The organism is Nocardioides alcanivorans, from assembly GCF_021555175.1.
Lineage (GTDB): Bacteria > Actinomycetota > Actinomycetes > Propionibacteriales > Nocardioidaceae > Nocardioides > Nocardioides alcanivorans.
The window spans coordinates 189,487-205,506 of record NZ_JAKGRW010000012.1 but is presented as its reverse complement, the minus strand read 5'-3'; the positions used below and the strand labels follow the sequence as shown (position 1 = coordinate 205,506).

Annotated in this window: 17 protein-coding genes; 6 read left to right on the top strand and 11 right to left on the bottom strand. The window is 67.8% G+C overall.

The window, feature by feature from the left end; genetic code table 11:
* Position 1: 1 nt before the first annotated feature.
* Positions 2–1,021, top strand: coding sequence for a hypothetical protein (locus tag L1066_RS07230; protein WP_235735690.1), 1,020 nt, complete (start codon positions 2–4; stop codon positions 1,019–1,021).
* Positions 1,022–1,091: 70 nt separating this feature from the next.
* Here the strand turns inward: L1066_RS07230 and L1066_RS07225 are convergent, their stop codons facing one another.
* A complete protein-coding gene (locus L1066_RS07225; RefSeq protein WP_235735689.1) occupies positions 1,092–1,892 on the bottom strand; it encodes an MBL fold metallo-hydrolase in 801 nt (266 codons plus the stop codon).
* A gap of 45 nt (positions 1,893–1,937) precedes the next feature.
* Between L1066_RS07225 and L1066_RS07220 the strand changes: the two genes are divergently transcribed.
* Positions 1,938–2,753, top strand: coding sequence for an SURF1 family protein (locus tag L1066_RS07220; RefSeq protein WP_235735688.1), 816 nt, complete (start codon positions 1,938–1,940; stop codon positions 2,751–2,753).
* Between the two features lie 13 nt (positions 2,754–2,766).
* Positions 2,767–3,171, top strand: coding sequence for a DUF3817 domain-containing protein (locus tag L1066_RS07215; RefSeq protein WP_235735687.1), 405 nt, complete (start codon positions 2,767–2,769; stop codon positions 3,169–3,171).
* 54 nt (positions 3,172–3,225) lie between these two features.
* Here L1066_RS07215 and L1066_RS07210 read toward each other — a convergent pair whose 3' ends face one another.
* Positions 3,226–3,723, bottom strand: coding sequence for a hypothetical protein (locus tag L1066_RS07210; protein WP_235735686.1), 498 nt, complete (start codon positions 3,721–3,723; stop codon positions 3,226–3,228).
* Positions 3,724–3,876: 153 nt separating this feature from the next.
* Between L1066_RS07210 and L1066_RS07205 the strand changes: the two genes are divergently transcribed.
* A complete protein-coding gene (locus tag L1066_RS07205; protein WP_235735685.1) occupies positions 3,877–4,389 on the top strand; it encodes a peptidylprolyl isomerase in 513 nt (170 codons plus the stop codon).
* 3 nt (positions 4,390–4,392) lie between these two features.
* Complete coding sequence (locus L1066_RS07200; RefSeq protein WP_235735684.1) at positions 4,393–5,334, top strand: rhomboid family intramembrane serine protease; 942 nt, start codon at positions 4,393–4,395, stop codon at positions 5,332–5,334.
* 161 nt (positions 5,335–5,495) lie between these two features.
* On the opposite strand, the gene L1066_RS07195 is transcribed toward L1066_RS07200, so the two are convergent.
* Positions 5,496–5,957: a cell division protein CrgA gene (locus L1066_RS07195; protein WP_235735683.1), complete on the bottom strand. Its 462-nt coding sequence runs from the start codon at positions 5,955–5,957 to the stop codon at positions 5,496–5,498.
* A 69-nt stretch (positions 5,958–6,026) separates the two neighbouring features.
* Between L1066_RS07195 and L1066_RS07190 the strand changes: the two genes are divergently transcribed.
* The gene (locus L1066_RS07190; RefSeq protein ID WP_235735682.1) at positions 6,027–7,148 is read left to right on the top strand and encodes a DUF881 domain-containing protein; all 1,122 of its coding nucleotides are present in this window, start codon (positions 6,027–6,029) and stop codon (positions 7,146–7,148) included.
* On the opposite strand, the gene L1066_RS07185 is transcribed toward L1066_RS07190, so the two are convergent.
* From L1066_RS07185 to L1066_RS07150, 8 genes are all read right to left on the bottom strand, one after another.
* Positions 7,070–8,620: an HNH endonuclease signature motif containing protein gene (locus L1066_RS07185; RefSeq protein ID WP_235735678.1), complete on the bottom strand. Its 1,551-nt coding sequence runs from the start codon at positions 8,618–8,620 to the stop codon at positions 7,070–7,072. The genes L1066_RS07190 and L1066_RS07185 overlap by 79 nt on opposite strands.
* Positions 8,621–8,815: 195 nt before the next feature.
* The gene (locus L1066_RS07180; RefSeq protein ID WP_235735677.1) at positions 8,816–9,634 is read right to left on the bottom strand and encodes a PASTA domain-containing protein; all 819 of its coding nucleotides are present in this window, start codon (positions 9,632–9,634) and stop codon (positions 8,816–8,818) included.
* A complete protein-coding gene (gene pknB / locus L1066_RS07175; RefSeq protein WP_235735676.1) occupies positions 9,556–10,569 on the bottom strand; it encodes a Stk1 family PASTA domain-containing Ser/Thr kinase in 1,014 nt (337 codons plus the stop codon). The genes L1066_RS07180 and pknB overlap by 79 nt, the downstream gene beginning before the upstream one ends.
* A 78-nt stretch (positions 10,570–10,647) precedes the next feature.
* Positions 10,648–12,105: a peptidoglycan D,D-transpeptidase FtsI family protein gene (locus tag L1066_RS07170; RefSeq protein ID WP_235735675.1), complete on the bottom strand. Its 1,458-nt coding sequence runs from the start codon at positions 12,103–12,105 to the stop codon at positions 10,648–10,650.
* Positions 12,102–13,448: an FtsW/RodA/SpoVE family cell cycle protein gene (locus L1066_RS07165; protein ID WP_235735674.1), complete on the bottom strand. Its 1,347-nt coding sequence runs from the start codon at positions 13,446–13,448 to the stop codon at positions 12,102–12,104. Before L1066_RS07165 ends, L1066_RS07170 begins: the two co-directional genes overlap by 4 nt.
* Positions 13,449–13,483: 35 nt before the next feature.
* Entirely contained in the window at positions 13,484–14,845 is a 1,362-nt protein-coding gene (locus tag L1066_RS07160; RefSeq protein WP_235735671.1) for a PP2C family protein-serine/threonine phosphatase, read from the bottom strand.
* Positions 14,846–14,848: 3 nt separating this feature from the next.
* The gene (locus L1066_RS07155; RefSeq protein WP_235735670.1) at positions 14,849–15,313 is read right to left on the bottom strand and encodes an FHA domain-containing protein FhaB/FipA; all 465 of its coding nucleotides are present in this window, start codon (positions 15,311–15,313) and stop codon (positions 14,849–14,851) included.
* Complete coding sequence (locus tag L1066_RS07150; protein WP_235735668.1) at positions 15,310–16,020, bottom strand: FHA domain-containing protein; 711 nt, start codon at positions 16,018–16,020, stop codon at positions 15,310–15,312. The genes L1066_RS07155 and L1066_RS07150 overlap by 4 nt, the downstream gene beginning before the upstream one ends.

Sequence of the window (16,020 nt, the reverse complement as noted above, 5' to 3'; positions counted from 1 at the left end):
CATGCGCAGCCGTCCCGGGATCATCGTCGGTCTGCTGCTGACCTTGTTCGTCTCCGCGTGCGGCGGCAGCACTCCCAACCGCGCCCCGGATTCGGGGCCTTCACTGGTCGAGGTGCCCGCGTCGTTGCAGGTGCAGCCCGACGAACCGGCTCGCGACCCGCGGCAGGCGCTGGCACTCATTCCGGCCGATGCCACCGAGGTGACGCTCACCGACTGGCGCGAGATGCGGGATCGGCTCGGCCACCCCGGATTGACCAGCGACTCCCTGATGACCGATCGCATCGCGTTCTGGGAGCGGGCGCGCCGGGAGGGGATGGCCCTCACCGAGGGACTGCTGCGCGCCGAGGCGTCGCGGTTGTGGCTCGACCACGACATCAGCCAGGACGACGTGCAGTGGGAGGCCCGCTTCCGGACGCCGGAGGGCGCCGGCTTCGTGCTGATGTTCCGCCGCGATCTCGACATGGGCCGGGTGCGCGCGGCGGTGCAGGATTCCGAGACGAAGCTGCGTGGCGACGTACTCGAGGCGGAGCACCTGCTCGTCGACGGCATCGCGGAGGAGGGCGAGGAGGTGTTGGCCTCGGCGCCCGGTGTGCTCGATCTGTTGGAGGCCGATGCCGAGTCGACCTATCTGCGTACGTCGTGCGTGGGCACCTCCGAGGCACTCGGTGACGACGCGACCGTCGACGACCTCGATGCGGTGCTGGCCGAGCACGACATCCGCTACCTCCGCCCGCTGGAGGTGTTCAGCGTGAGCTTCACCGGGCCGGTCGTGACAGCGCGGATCGGCGCCGGACGACTGGACCTGCACGACCGGGTCGACCTCGTCGACAGCTGGCCCGCGACCGGCCCGGTGAACTGGAGCGACGGGTTCCAGGGGATGCCCGTCGGCGACAGCAGCTCGGGGCGGATCGGCCTGCAGGTGCGCAACCCCGTCGCGGCCGTCAACCTGGTCCTGTCCGGCCGCCTTCCATTCGCGGTCTGCAACGAGGTGGAACCGATGGCCGACCCCACCGGCCTCTGACCGACCTCGGCCATCATCTGGGCGCCGTCGGCTGACATGTGGGCGCTCTCGACTGACAGCTTTCGTGAACTCAACGTGCAAATCTTGTCAGGTCGGCGGGATCGTGGGCGGAGAAGACGCGGACCTCGGGGTGGGCGGTGGCGAGTTCAGCGAGTCGGGCCTGGTTGTGACGGCGGGCCTTCTCGTCAGCGGCCATGATCTTCTGGAAGAACGTGAGCCCGGGCCTGGTGTGAGGCGGGGTCGCGATCTCGCCGTGGAAGAAGTGCGAGTCGCCGGCATGCAGCAGCCAGCGGTCCTCGCCGTCCACCGACTCGCGGACGGCGACGCCGCAGTGGCCGCGGGAGTGGCCCCGCAGGGGCACCAGCAGTACGTCGTCACCCACGGCCCGCACGGAGTCGAACCCGAACCACCGATCACCACCGGTGCTGTGGGGCACGAACCGTGGCCCGTGGGACCACTGGACGTTGCGGTAGCGGCTGCGTTCCCGCAGGGACGGATTGCGAGCCGCGTCGAGTTCGGCGAGATCGACGTGGATCCTGGCGTCGGGGAAGTCGCCGATACCACCGACGTGGTCGAGGTCCATGTGGGTGACGACGATGTCGCGCACGTCGGAGGCCGCGTAGCCCAACGCCTCCACCTGCCGCACGGCGGTCTCGGCCTCGTCGAGTTCCGGGCGCATCATGGTCACGAACGGAGTGCCGAGCCGGCGCGGGGAGGCGAGGTCCGCCGTACCGAAGCCGGTGTCGACCAGCAGCAGAGCGTCGTCGCGCTCGACCAGCAGCACGTGGGCGACGACCAGCTCGCTCGCCCATCGGGCTCCGACCGGACGCATGGTGCCGCAGTTGAGGTGGTGGACGAAGGTGTCGGTCACGGACCTGACGCTAGCTGGTTGCGGCCCGCTCCGTAGAGTGATCGGGTGTCACCGACGTCTTGGATGCTCCGCCCGCGCTACTGGGGAATCCACCTCTTCGCGGTCGTGTGCGTGGGCATCGCGTTCTGGTTCGGCAACTGGCAGCTCGACTCGTGGAACCACCAGCGCGAGTCCGAGGCCGTCGACCTGACGAAGGTCACCCCGATCCCCTTGGACGATGCCCTCGGGCCCGACCAGCCGTTCCCTGCCGACATGGTCGGACAGCCGGTCCTGGTCAAGGGCACCTGGCTTCCCGAGAGCACGGTGCTGGTCGGGAATCGCAGCAAGAGCGCGAAGGGCGGCCACTGGGTGGTCACCCCGCTCGCCATCGGGGAACCCGACGCCCCGGCGCTGATGATCGTTCGCGGCTGGACCACCGACGTCGAGCACGTGCCCGAGGCGCCCACGGGCGAGGCCGAGTTCGTGGTGAACCTCCAGCCCGGAGAAGGAACCGGAGCGGTCGACGACGATCCCACCGACAACGTCTTGCCGCAGTTGCGCATCGCGGACGCGCTCAACCATGTCGACCGCGACCTCTACGGCGGCTACGGGGTGGTGACCACGGAGATCGAGGGCGACTTCCCGGTGGGGGATGCAGCGGTCAACGCCGGTACGGACGACCTGAGAGCGGCCGAGCTCGACCAGCTTCCCAAGACCAAGGGCTCCACCGCCCTGCGCAACCTGCTCTATGCCATCGAGTGGTGGGTCTTCGGCCTGTTCGCCGCCTACATCTGGTGGGTCTGGGTGCGTGACGAACTCAAGAAGCGGGAGAGCCAGATCACCGCTGACGAGGGTCCCGAGCCGCCGCCCATCGACGGCTGAGTACATTCGAAGCGTGAGCAACCCTGTCTTCACCGGTTACCGGGTCATGGCCACGGTGGTCGGCATCCTTCTGGTCCTGATCACCATCGGTGTCCCGCTGGCCAACTTCGACGGCACCGGCATGTGGCACATCTTCTCCAGCACGCCTGACGTGTGGGCGGAGGGCAGCACCGCCAAGGACATCGGTGAGTTCCTCACCGGTCCGCTCGCCTTCCTGCACGGTTGGCTCTACATGATCTTCTTCGTCTTCGCGTTCCTGCTCTCGCGGCAACAGATGTGGGACCTTGGCTTCACGGTGGTCGTGCTGATCTGCGGCACGATCCCGTTCGCCAGCTTCTGGGCCGAGCACCGGGCCGTCCTGCGCTACCGCGCTGACGAGGCTGAGGACGAAGCAGCCGCGGCAGCCGCGACCGACTGAGGGTTCCGCGGGCAGGGGCCGGGCGAACCGGCCGCTGCCCGCGGAACCTCTGGGTCACTCCTTGTCGTCGAGCTCGACGACGTCGGCAGGCGCGTCCGGCGTGGTGTCGGGGTGCGGCTCCTCCGTCGCGTCGGAGAGCGCCTCGCCCGGGGTGGCGCCAGCCTCATCGTGAGCCGGTGCCTCCTGGTTGGTGGCCGGCGGGGCAGGCTTCGGTGCCGGTGTGTTGGCGGGGGCGGCGCTGGCGGCCCACGGCGGCTGCTCGGACTTGCCGCGCAGCTTCTTGAAGACGACCGCACCGACGCCCACCAGCACGCTCAGCAGCAGCGCCGTACGCAGCTTCTTCTTCTTGCCCTTCTTCTTGTCCCGGCCGACGCGACGCTTGGTCTCGCTGGCGACCTCGTCGAATGCGTTGGATGCCGCCTCCCGGCCGTCGCTGAAGGCCTCCTTGGCGGTCTCATAGGCCGACTCGAGCGACTGCTCGACGACGGGAACGATCTCCTCGACGGCGTCGGACGCCTGGTCGAGCAGGCTCTTGGACTTGCGCTTCGACATGTGTGTGTCGCCTCCCGTGGATGACTGGACCTCTCGATCAAACACGATCAGGGAGCCGGAACCAAGGGGACCCATGGGTGCATCCCGGTGCCGGTTGCTCTGCCTGCGAAGATCAGGGGGACAAATCCATCCGTTCATGAGGAGAGGACACACATGTCCGACCTGCAGGCCGTCCTGAAGACCAACAAGGGCGACATCACCATCAACCTGTTCCCCAACCACGCTCCCCTCACGGTGGAGAACTTCGTCGGCCTTGCCGAGGGCACCAAGGAGTACGACGCCGGCAACGGCAAGACGGGTCCGTTCTATGACGGCCTGGGCTTCCACCGCGTGATCGACAACTTCATGATCCAGGGTGGCTGCCCGCTCGGCACCGGTACCGGCGGCCCGGGCTACACGTTCAAGGACGAGTTCCACCCGGAGCTGGCCTTCAACAAGCCCTACCTGCTCGCCATGGCCAACGCCGGCCCGGGCACCAACGGCTCGCAGTTCTTCATCACGACCGCGCAGACGCCGCACCTCAACCAGCGCCACACCATCTTTGGTGAGGTCGCCGACCAGTCGTCGCGCGACGTCGTGGATGCCATCGGCACCACCGCCACCGGCGCGATGGACCGTCCCGTCGAGCCGGTCGTCATCGAGTCCGTCGAGATCGTTCGGGCCTGACCGATGGCTGAGGGTCATCCCGCTCCGGGCGGCCCCGAGTGCTACCGGCACCCGGGGCGGGAGACCTGGATCCGCTGCCAGCGTTGCGAGAAGCCGATCTGTCCCGACTGCATGCGCGACGCTGCCGTGGGCTTCCAGTGCCCCGACTGCGTGACGAAGGGCGCCAAGGAGACCCGGTCGGGCCGGGCGGCGTACGGCGGCACTCGCTCTGCGGACCCCCGGCTCACCTCCATGGTGCTCATCGGGATCTGCGTGGTGATCTGGGGCGCCATCCGGGCAACCGGCGGGTCTGCCAGTGAGCTGATCAACCGGCTCTCCCTGATGCCGGTGGGCAAGTGCGTGCCCGACAGCGACCCCGGCATGTACTTCCCGGGGATCCCGGAGGCCACGTGCTCCAACGTCGACCAGGCCGCTCACTGGGTCCCCGGTGTCGCCGACGGTGCCCCGTGGCTGCTCGTCACGAACATGTTCACCCATGTCGAGGTCTTCCACATCCTCTTCAACATGATGGCGCTGTGGTTCCTCGGGCCGATGCTGGAGGCGGCCGTCGGTCGGGTGCGGTTCCTGGCGATCTATCTCGGCTCGGGCCTCGTCGCGTCGGTCACCGTCCTGGTGCTGGCGAGCCCCAGCAGCATCACGCTCGGCGCCTCGGGTGCCATCTGCGGCCTTCTCGCCGGACACCTCATCGTGGGTCGCAAGGTGGGCGCCGACCTGCAGCAGCTCATGCTCTGGATCGGGCTCATGGTGCTGACCACGATCATGTGGTCCAGCTCGATCTCGTGGCAGGGCCACCTCGGCGGATTCGTCGGCGGCACGTTGCTGACCACCGGCATCGTCTATGCCCCCAGGGGGCCGCGCCGCAGCCTGGTCCAGTGGAGCGCGGTGCTGGCCGTGCTGCTCGTGGCCGCGGTGATCGGCGTACTCCGGGTGAACGCCCTCACCTGAGTTACATCGAAGTTATTCACACTGTGGATAACTCCTGTGGAGAACTTACAGGGATGTGATTCCGCAGGTCAGATGCCGTGCAGTGGTCGCCACAACTAACGAGAACGGCCCGGTCCCCGCAGCGGGGACCGGGCCGTTCGTCGCTCAGGGGCGGGAGTGGCTCACTCCCAGCGGGTGGCGAAGGTGAAGCCGACCGCCATGAAGCCGATGCCGACGACCAGGTTGAGCTGGCCGAGGTCGGTCAGCAGCCACAGGTCGTGGCTGTTGTCGGCGAAGACGTAGAAGGTGCAGATCCACAGCAGGCCGATCAGGAAGCAGCCGAGCATCCCGACCACGACGCCGCGGCCGCGGCCCAGGGGCGTCTTCGGGTGGGCGCTGAGCGCGAGACCGATGAAGGCGAGGCCGAAGCCGATCGCCCAGTTCCAGTCGTCGAGCTTCTTCATGCCGGGGATCAGCGTGTCGGGGTCGGTGCCCTCGAGGCGCATCTCACGCGTGTAGAGCGTCCACAGCACGACGTAGGCGATGCCGACTGCTATCAACAACAGCGACACGATGAACCGCGCCGACAGGACCGGTCCGGTCTTGACGTCGAGCAGGTCGATCTCGTCCTTGTCTTTGGCCACCACAATCTCCTCTGATCTACACGCGGTGTGCGCGACGACGCTTTGCGCCCCCGGGTTAGCGTAGTCGCCATGAGTCCCGTGCCCCACGGCCACCGCCAGAAGAAGGGTGGTTGGCGCTTTGCAACGCCCGTGGCCTTCGGCTGCGCAGGCATGATCTTCGTGGCCAGCGCGATCTCCTCCGACGGCATCGACCTGCGTCCGGGGCGCAACGAGAGCCTTGCCTCGTTGGTGCAGTCCGAGTCCGACCAGTACCAGGCGATCCAGGACCGGGCGGCCACGCTCTCGCGTGACGTCGACCGCCTCTCCGGTCAGGTCGACGACAAGGGCGTACGTCGTGCCCGCAACCAGGCGACCCGGCTGGAGGGCCCCGCGGGCTTCGAGCAGGTGAGTGGTCAGGGAATCACCGTCACCCTCGCCGACGCGCCCAGCGACGTCCGCGAGGAGTCGGACGAGAACATCAACCTGCTGATCGTGCACCAGCAGGACATCCAGGCCGTCGTCAATGCGATGTGGCGCTCCGGTGCCGAGGCGATCACCATCCAGGGCCAGCGACTGATCTCCACCACCGGCATCAAGTGCGCCGGCAACTCAGTGGAGCTGCAGGGCATCCCCTATCCGCAGCCCTTCGTCATCCAGGCGGTGGGTGATCCGGAGCGGATCCAGGCCGGCATCGACTCCGACGCCTATCTCAACCTCTACCGCAGCCAGGCCGCCGACCCCGCTGTACAGATCGGCTGGGAACTGCAGCAGGACGAGCACGTCGTCGCGCCCCCTACGAGGGTGTACGCCGCCTCACCCACGCCAGCGCACTCGACGCCTCCTGACCGCGAGTTTCGAGCCGCGTTCGTTGGTCGGGCCCATCGTGACCCGCCGTTGGTCGAGCTTGTCGAGACCAGACCCAAGTCCCGTTGGTCGAGCCTGTCGAGACCCGCACCCCCGCTGGTCGAGCCAGTACGCCGCTGGTCGAGCTTGTCGAGACCTCTCCCAGGCTGGTGGCGTGCCTGTGCCCCGGGAGAGCGTGTGTTCTCCCGGGGTGGGCGGGTGGTGCGTGTTTGGCAGGCGCTGCTTGTGCCCCGTGCTGTTGGCCGATGGCTGGTGGTGCTCAGCGGGGCTCAGCTGGTGTCGCTGGTGTCGTGGGTGCCTTGGGGTGTGACCAGCCAGGTCCTGCCGTGCTGGCTGGTCCAGATATAGGTTCCGTCCCTGGCCCGGCGATAACGCCACCTACCGTGGGTCTTCATGAGGTGGTGACGTCGACACAACGGCGCCAGATTCTCCGGCCGGGTTTGTCCGGGTGGGCCACCCTCACCGGGTGGTTGGTAGGGGTCGATGTGGTCGAGGTCGGCGTCCCAGCTGGAGCGTTCACAGTTGGGATACACACAGTGCGGGTCACGGAGTCGGACCAGGGTGTCCATCCATTCGGGTGGATCATGCCGATCCACTGCATCGGTGCGGTTCAAATCGATGACCGGGGTGATGGTCGCAAGGGAACCGTGGCGGGTGATCCAGTCGCGTAGTTGGCTGGTGAGGACCTGCCCCAACCGGTCGGTGGACGTGATGCCGTCGCCATCAAGGCCGAGTTCGTGGGGGTCGAGGCCCAACGCGAACAGGTCCGCAAGGTTCACGTGGGCCATCACCCGCAACCCACGACGACGCCCGAACGGGCCCGGTGTCGTCACCAACCGACCCGGCTTCACCCCGACCCCCGGCTCTCCCAGCACCGGCTCGCCACCCGTCGCCGCAACGGCGGACGAGGTGCTGCCGGTGCCGCCGGTACCGATGCCGGTGCTGTCGCTTCCGTCGGTGACGTCGGTACTGCTGTCGCCGCCGGTGGCGCTGTCGGCGTTGGTGTAGTCGAGGGTGGGTTGGTCGGTGTCGTCGGTGAGCCGCCCGATCGCTTTCGCACGGCGTTGGTCGATGGTGTCGGTGTCACCCAGGCGCCGCATGGCTTCGGCCTCGGAGTTGAGCAGGTCCATGAACCTGGTGAGATCCAACGAGTCACCAACGGCCTGCAACTCCGAAGTACCAGCAACACCGCCGGCACCTTCTTCGTGTCCGGCGTGGGGGTGGTGCAACCACACACCCCAATCAGCCTTCCCCTTCGGCGTGGTGGGGTCCTTCACCAGTTCGGGGTGGAACTTGGCGATCGCCATCGCCAACCACTTCTCAATCGTCGGCCACCCGGTGAGGCCGGTGGCCGCGAGGTGGTCGTCGAACCACCGTGCAGCGGCGTACGACAGTTTCCTGGTGAGGAGTGCGACGCGGCGGGCGTTCCACCCCGGAACCTCCAGGGCTTCGACCTTCGCCCACAAGTGGGGCAACCGGTGGACCAGGTCGAGGGCGTCGGCGATCAACGCGAACCCAGCAGCACGCGAGATCCCGGCCGATGCGGCGAGCTCCTCGACCGCGAACAACGCGACATCAGGGGTGCCGTCACCCGAGATCCTGTCTTCACAGTCGGTGGGAAACAGGGTTTCGTCACCCACCACTGCTTTCGGCTTGTCGGGGGACGGTGGGTGCATGATCGCCCACTGGTAAGCCAACCGCAGCTTGCTGCGGATTGCCTTGAGTTCCACGACGCGGTTCTCAGCCAGGAAGCCGAGCAGGGTCCCGCCGTCGAGGTCGGTGACCTCGTAGGGCTGGTGGCGGGCGTCGATTTCGATCATGGAACCAGTCCAACATTTGGCTCCGACACAACCCGGGGATCACGAACTCAACCTGTGGACAACCACCAGCCGGGCTGCCGGAACGACGTCTCGACAAGCTCGACCACCGGAGTACAGGCTCGACCAACGGGTGGTGCGACGCGGGTCTCGACAGGCTCGACCAACGAACGTGGGGTCGACCAACGGCACGCAGGGTCAGGGGATCGGGAGGTCGTCGCTCTCGTCGTCGGTGGGCGACTCCGACTCGGTCGGCGAGTCCGACTCCGTGGGTGACTCCGTCTCCTCGGGCTCGACGTAGGTCGAGACGGTGATCCGGATCTCGTCGCCCTGGTTCTTGGTCTGTCCCTCCTCCGTCGACTGGTCGATGACCTCGCCCTCGGGCCTGGTGGTGTCGTCGCTCTCGACGATGTAGACCTTGAATCCGGCGCCCTCGATGGCCCGGATGGCGCTTGCCTTGTCCATGCCGACGACGAAGGGGACCTCCTGCGGACCGTTGGAGATCACGATGGTCACCACGGTGCCGGGGTCGACCACCTCTCCGGCTTCACGGTCCTGGGCGAGCACCTTGCCCTTGGTCTCGTCGGAGTCCTGCTCCTCGAAGCGCACCTTGAGGCCGCGTTCCCGCAACGACTGGGCGGCCGCATTGCGTTGCAGCCCCACCACCGAGGGCACCTCGACCGGTTCGGGGCCGGTGGAGACGAAGAGCTCCACCACGGTGTCGGGAGCGACCCACGCTCCCTGCTCCGGGGCGACGTCGTAGACCTCGCCCGGTTCGGCACTCTCGTGCGGTGTCTCGGTCACCTTGGGGGTGAGGCCTGCGTTCTCGACCATCCGCGTGGCCCGGTCGACCTGCTTCCCGACCAGCGCCGAGGGCACCTGTACGTCGGCAGGGTCGTCGTCGCCGTCTCGGTTGAGGAACCAGATGCCCGCCGCGATCAGGGCGATGAGGAGCAACCCGACCAGGATCCAGAGGCCGGTCTTCTTCTTCTCGTCCTCCTCCTTCTCCGGGTCCACGGCAGCGGCCGCTCCCGAGGTCGGGAGATAGCTGGTGGCCTCCGCGGGGGCGGTGGCGTCAGCGGCACCGCCGGGGCGGAGACCGGACGTCCGGCGAGATAGCGCTCGATGTCGGAGCGCATCGCTGCGGCCGACTGGTAGCGGTCCTCCAGGCGCTTCGCGAGCGCCTTCATGACGATCGCATCGATCTCAGCAGGCAGCTCCGCGTCATGGGCAGACGGAGGCGTGGCGGGTTCGCGAACGTGCTGGTAGGCCACGGCCACCGGGGACTCACCCACGAAGGGCGGCCGGCCGGTGAGGAGCTCGTAGAGCAGGCAGCCGGTGGAGTAGACGTCGGAGCGGGAGTCGACGGTCTCGCCGCGAGCCTGCTCGGGAGAGAGGTACTGCGCGGTGCCCACCACGGCAGCGGTCTGGGTCATCGTGGTGGAGGCGTCCGAGACGGCGCGGGCGATGCCGAAGTCCATCACCTTCACGTCGCCGCCCGGGGTGAGCATGACGTTGGCCGGTTTGATGTCGCGGTGGATGATGCCGGCGCGGTGGGAGTAGTCGAGGGCGGAGAGGACGCCGGAGGTGATCTCCAGGGCGCGGTCGGGCAGGATCTTGCGACCCTCCCGCAGGATGTCGCGCAGGGTGCGGCCGGCGACGTACTCCATCACGATGTAGGGCTGGGCGATGCCCTCGTCCGACATCTCCTCACCCGTGTCGTAGACGGCCACGATCGAGGGGTGGTTGAGGGAGGCCGAGGACTGCGCCTCGCGTCGGAAACGAGCTTGGAAGGTCGCATCACTGGCCAAGTCGGTGCGCAGTCGCTTGACGGCGACCACGCGCCCCAGACGGGTGTCGGTGCCCTTGCGGACCTCTGCCATCCCGCCACGACCGAGCAGCTCTGCGAGCTCGTAGCGGCCGCCGATCAGGGTCGGTTCGTCGTCCGTCATCTCACATACCCTCTCGAGTGCTCGAGGCTCCCGCGAGCCGACGCAGCGGGTGCTGCGGCTCCATCCACGTGCGAGTCCTCACTGAACCACTGCTTCCATGATTGCCCGGGCGATCGGCCCGGCCTGTCCACTTCCGGACACGTAGTCCGCGTCCGACTTCTGCACCATCACCGCGACCGCGACGTCCTTGCCCCCGGAGGAGGCGAACGACACGAACCAGGAGTAGTTCTGGCATCCGTCACAGGTCTCCGCCGTGCCGGTCTTCGCGCCCACCTCGACATTGGGGATCGCGCCCACCGTGGCGGTGCCGCGCTCGACGACGGAGACCATCATCTTGCGCAGCTCACTGGCGGTGTCGGAGGAGACGGCCCTGCTCAGCTCGGCCGGATCGGTCGACTCCAGTACGTCGAGATCGGCCGAGCGCACCTTGTCGACGAGGTAGGGCTTCATCACGACCCCGTCGTTGAAGATTCCCGCCACGACCATCGCCATCTGCAGCGGGGTGGCGCGCACGTCCTGCTGGCCCATGCCGGTCTTGGCGACGAAGTCGTCCGACATCTCCTCGGTCGGGTAGACGCTCGCGGACTGCTCGGAGTCGGCGAACTCGTCGAGCACGGTGGAGTTGAAGCCGAACTTCTCGGACTGCTCACGCATCTTGTCCTGCCCCACCTGGTTGGCCAGGGCGAGGAACGTGGTGTTGCAGGACTGCTCCAGCGCCTGCGTCAGCGGGATCTGGTTGCTGCCGCAGTTGCGCCCGCCGTTGCCGATGGTGACCGACGAACCGGGCAGTCGGTACGACGACCCACCGGGCACCAGCGAGTCCGCCTTGTAGTTCTCGGCCTCCATGGCGGCGGCCGCGGTCACCAGCTTGAAGGTCGAGCCCGGCGGCAGGGTGACCTGCGTGGCCCGGCTCAGCCGCGGCTTGTCGGCTCGGGTCTGCAGCATCTTGTCGTAGGCGTCCACGGCTGCCTGGTCGTGACTGGCGTACTTGTTGGGGTTGAAGCTCGGCAGCGACACCATCGCGAGGATCTTGCCGGTGTCGGGCTCGATCGCCACCGCGCCGCCCTGGACGTCCTCACCCAGCGCGACCAGCCCGTCGTACGCCGCCTTCTGCGCCTTCGCGTTGATGGTGAGCTCGATGTTGCCGCCCTTGGGCGAGGTGTTGTTGACGAGGTCGACCAATCGGGTCACGAAGAGCCTGTTGTCGTCGCCGTTGAGGAGCTTGTTCTGGCTGGCCTCGAGCTGAGTGGCGCGGACGAGCGCGAAGTAGCCGGTGACGGGGGCGTAGAGGAAGGGCTGGCTGTACTTCCGCTGGAACTTGTAACGGTCGTCGCTCGGCACCGACTCGGCGACGGCCTTGCCGTTGACCAGGATCGCGCCCCGCTCACGCGAGAGCGTTTCCACCTTGACCCGGGCGTTGAGCGGGTTGTCGTTGTAGTTCTCTGCCTTGAAGTACTGCAGGTAGGTGACGTTGGCCAGCAGCGTCACGAGCAACAGCATGCAGAAGATCGACATCGTGCGGATCGGCTTGTTCACAGCTTCACCACCTGAGTGTGCTCATTGTCGTCGTCGGGCGCTTCCGCTGCCAGGTTCGGCACCGGACGCCGGGCCTGGTCGGAGATGCGCAGGAGCAGGGCGATGATCACCCAGTTGGCCACCAACGACGAGCCGCCGTAGGAGAGGAACGGTGTGGTCAGACCCGTCAGGGGGATGAGGCGGGTGACCCCGCCGATGACCACGAAGACCTGCAGGCAGAAGACCAGGGCGAGACCGCTCGCCATCAGCTTGCCGAAGCCGTCACGGCACACGAGTGCGGCACGCAGACCGCGCTCGACGATGAGACCGTAGAGCAGGATCACGGCCATGACTCCGGTGAGGCCGAGCTCCTCACCGATCGCGGAGATGATGAAGTCGGATTCGGAGATCGAGGTCAGCTCAGGACGTCCGAGGCCCAGGCCACGGCCGAGGAGGCCGCCCCAAGCCATGCCGAAGAGACCGTTGCCGACCTGCTGGGAACCGGTCTCCCAGCTGGCGAACGGGTCGAGCCAGGAGTCGACGCGGTTCTGCACATGTCCGAAGAGCCGCCACGCCGTGAAGGCGCCGGCTGCGAACAGGGCGCTGCCCACGATCAGCCAGCCGGGGCGTTCGGTGGCGATGTAGAGCATCGTCAGGAAGAGGCCGAAGAAGAGCAGCGAGGAGCCGAGGTCGCGTTGCAGGACGAGGATGCTGAGGCTGACTGCCCACATCGCCAGGATCGGGCCCAGGTCGCGGCCGCGTGGGAGGTCGACGAAGAGGAAGCGCCGGCCGGCCAGCGCCAACGCGTCGCGGTGCAGCACCAGGTAGCCGGCGAAGGTGATCACCAGCAGCACCTTCGAGATCTCGCCGGGTTGGAAGTTGATCGGACCCAGCTGGACCCAGATCCGGGCGCCACGGATGTTGACGCCGATGATCGGCAGCATCGGCAGGATCAGCAGCACGATGGCGACCAGGCCCGACGTGTAGGTGAACCGCTGCAGGACGCGGTGGTCGCGCAGCAGCACCAGGGTGAGGATGAAGAGGACGACGCCGATCGTCATCCAGGTGAGCTGCTGCTGGGCCAGTGAGCGGTCGCGGGCCAGGTCGAGGCGATAGATGACCGCCAGTCCGAGACCGTTGAGTGCCGTCACGACTGGCAACAGCACCGGATCCGCGTAGGGAGCGGTCAACCGGATCGCCACGTGACCGGCGATGGCCAGCGCAGCCAGCCACCCGCCGTACACGACGATGTTGGTGGGCACCTCACCGTTGACGCCCAGACCGACGGACGCGTAGGCGCCGAGGCCGACGGCCAGTGCGAGGACGAGCAGGAAGAGCTCGGCCCCGCGCCTGCGTCGGTGCACGAAACCCAGGAAGCTGCCTGGTGCGGGAGTGGCCACTACTGGCTGCCCTCGGTGCCTCGACGGGTGCCGTTGCCGAGGTCGTCGTCGGCGCAGGTGTTCTCGGTGATCAGTTCCTGGACCTTGCGCTGCGCAGCCTGCAGGTTGGCGGCTTCGATGCCCTCGCGCAGGCTCTCGGCCTCGAACTCGCACATCGAGTCGACGGTCGCGTCGTAGGTCTCGACGGCGGTGCTGAGACTGACGAACGGCACGTCGTAGTCGACGCCGCGGAAGATGGTGATGCGGTCGTCCTTCACCGAGACGTAGTACTGCTGCTGCGAGGCGGCCCACATCGCAGCTCCGGCGGCCCACACCATCCCGACGAGCACGGCCAGGACGCCGATGGCCTTCAGCCACAGGAAGCGGCCCGGCGGGCGCGGGGCGTAGCGGGCGACCTCGGGGTCGATGGGGTCGTTGAGGAAGGCGTGCTCGGGCACCTCGGCCGGGACCGGCTCGATCTCGCCGGTGTCGCCGTTGCGGTGGCCCAGGAAGCGGCTGGCCATCTGGCCGAGGCCGCGCCGGGGCAGCTCTGCGGCCGCACCCACGAGCAGCGGCGTGGTGCTGGGCGCGCTCTCGGACCCGTCGCCGGTGTCGGGGCCGTCCGCGGACGCCTCGTCCTCGGGACCGACAACGTCGGCCACCACGCAGGTCACGTTGTCGGTGCTGCCGGCCTCCAGGCTGGCGCGCACGAGCTCGACCGTGGCGTAGTCGGGGGTGCCGGTGCTGAGGATGTCGAGGAGACGTTCGTCCTCCAGCGATCCGGAAGCGCCGTCGCTGCACAGCATGATCCGGTCACCCTCGGCGAGCTCGAGGGTGAAGAGGTCGGGCTCGGTGTCGTGGACGCCGTCGACCGCCCGCAGGATCAGGTTGCGGTGAGGGTGGGTGCGCGCCTCGGCCTCGGTGATCCGACCCTCGTCGATGAGCGACTGCACGAAGGTGTGGTCGTGGGTCAACTGGCTGATCGTGCCGGCACGGACCAGATAGGCACGGCTGTCGCCGACGTGGCCGATCGTCAACTGCTGGCCGTCGAAGAGAGCGAGGGTCGCGGTGGTGCTGGTGCCGGTCAGGCTGGTGTCGGCATCGACGAGTTCGCTGATCCGGTCGTGTGCGCGGTGCAGCGCTCCGGCGACCAGCCCGATCAGGTCGTCACCGGTGGGGCGTTGGTCGATCCGACGGATCTGCTGGATGGCGGTGCTGGAGGCGATGTCGCCCCTGGCCGCGCCGCCCACGCCGTCACAGACGGCGAGAAGCCATGGGCCGGCGTACCCGGAGTCCTGGTTGTCCTTGCGGACCCGACCCACGTCGGAGAGCGCCGAGTAGCGCAGTCGTAGGCCAGGGGAGGAGGGTGCGTCGGTGGTCACGGGTCACTTCCTCAGTTCGAGGACCGTCTTGCCCACGCGCACCTGGATGCCGAGGGCCAAGGTGGTGGGTTGGGTGATCCGAGCCTGCCCGACGTAGGTGCCGTTGGTGGAGCCGAGGTCCTCGACGAACCACTGGTCGCCCGAGAGCGCGATGCGGGCGTGGCGGGTGGACACGTAGTCATCGTCGAGGCGGATCGCGGCGTCCTGCCCGCGGCCGATGAGGATCGGTGCCTGGGAGAGGTCGGCGCGGGCCCCGGCGTTGGGACCTTCGGTGACGGCGACGTGCGTCGGGGAACCGCGGCGACGCGGCGGCGCCTTCGGCTGCTTGCCCTTGCCGCGGGCCGGTCCGTTGGAGGGAACCCGGGCGCCGTACATGTCGGTGCGGATCACGCTGATCGCCGACAGCACGAAGATCCACAGGATCGCCACGTAGGCGAAGCGAATGAGGAAGAGGGTCAGTTCGCTCATGTCTCGCCGCCTCGCACGAGCCGCAGGGTGATGACGGTGTTGCCCGCACGGACGTGGGAGCCGTCGGAGAGCTGTGCTTCGGTGACCTTCACCCCGTCGACCATGATGCCGTTGGTCGAGCCGAGGTCGTAGGCGGTGACGACGGGGCCGTTGATCGTGTGGTTGACCCGGAACTCCACGTGGCGGCGGCTGATGCCGGGATCGTTGATGCGCAGGTCCGCGTCGGTGCCGCGGCCGATCACCAGGCCGGGCGGGTTGAGCGGGTGTCGCACTCCGTTGACCTCGAGGAGTACGTCGGCCCGACCGATCTGCGTCTGCGTCGCGTTGGTCTGCACCTTGGCCTCGGCGGCGCTGCGGACCCGGAAGCGCCCGGTCGTGAGGTCGTCGGCGCGCTCGAACTCGATGCGCACCGGGCCGGGGAACACATAGCTCTGTTGCTCGGCGTGGTCGCGGAGCATCGTGGTGAGCTCGGTGGCCAGAGTGGAGTCGTAGGGCGCGAGCCGGTCGAGGTCGGGTGGGCTCAGCTCCACGTGGAAGGAGTTGGGCACCAGGCGCCGGTCGCGGCTGAGGATCTGCGCGTTGTTGTCGAGCTCGCGTTGGAGTGCTGCCGAGATCTCCACCGGTTGCACCGCGCTGCGGAAGGCGCGTGCGAAGACGCCGGAGATCATTGACTCAAGCTTGTTCTCGAAGCGTTGCAAGCCGCCCAA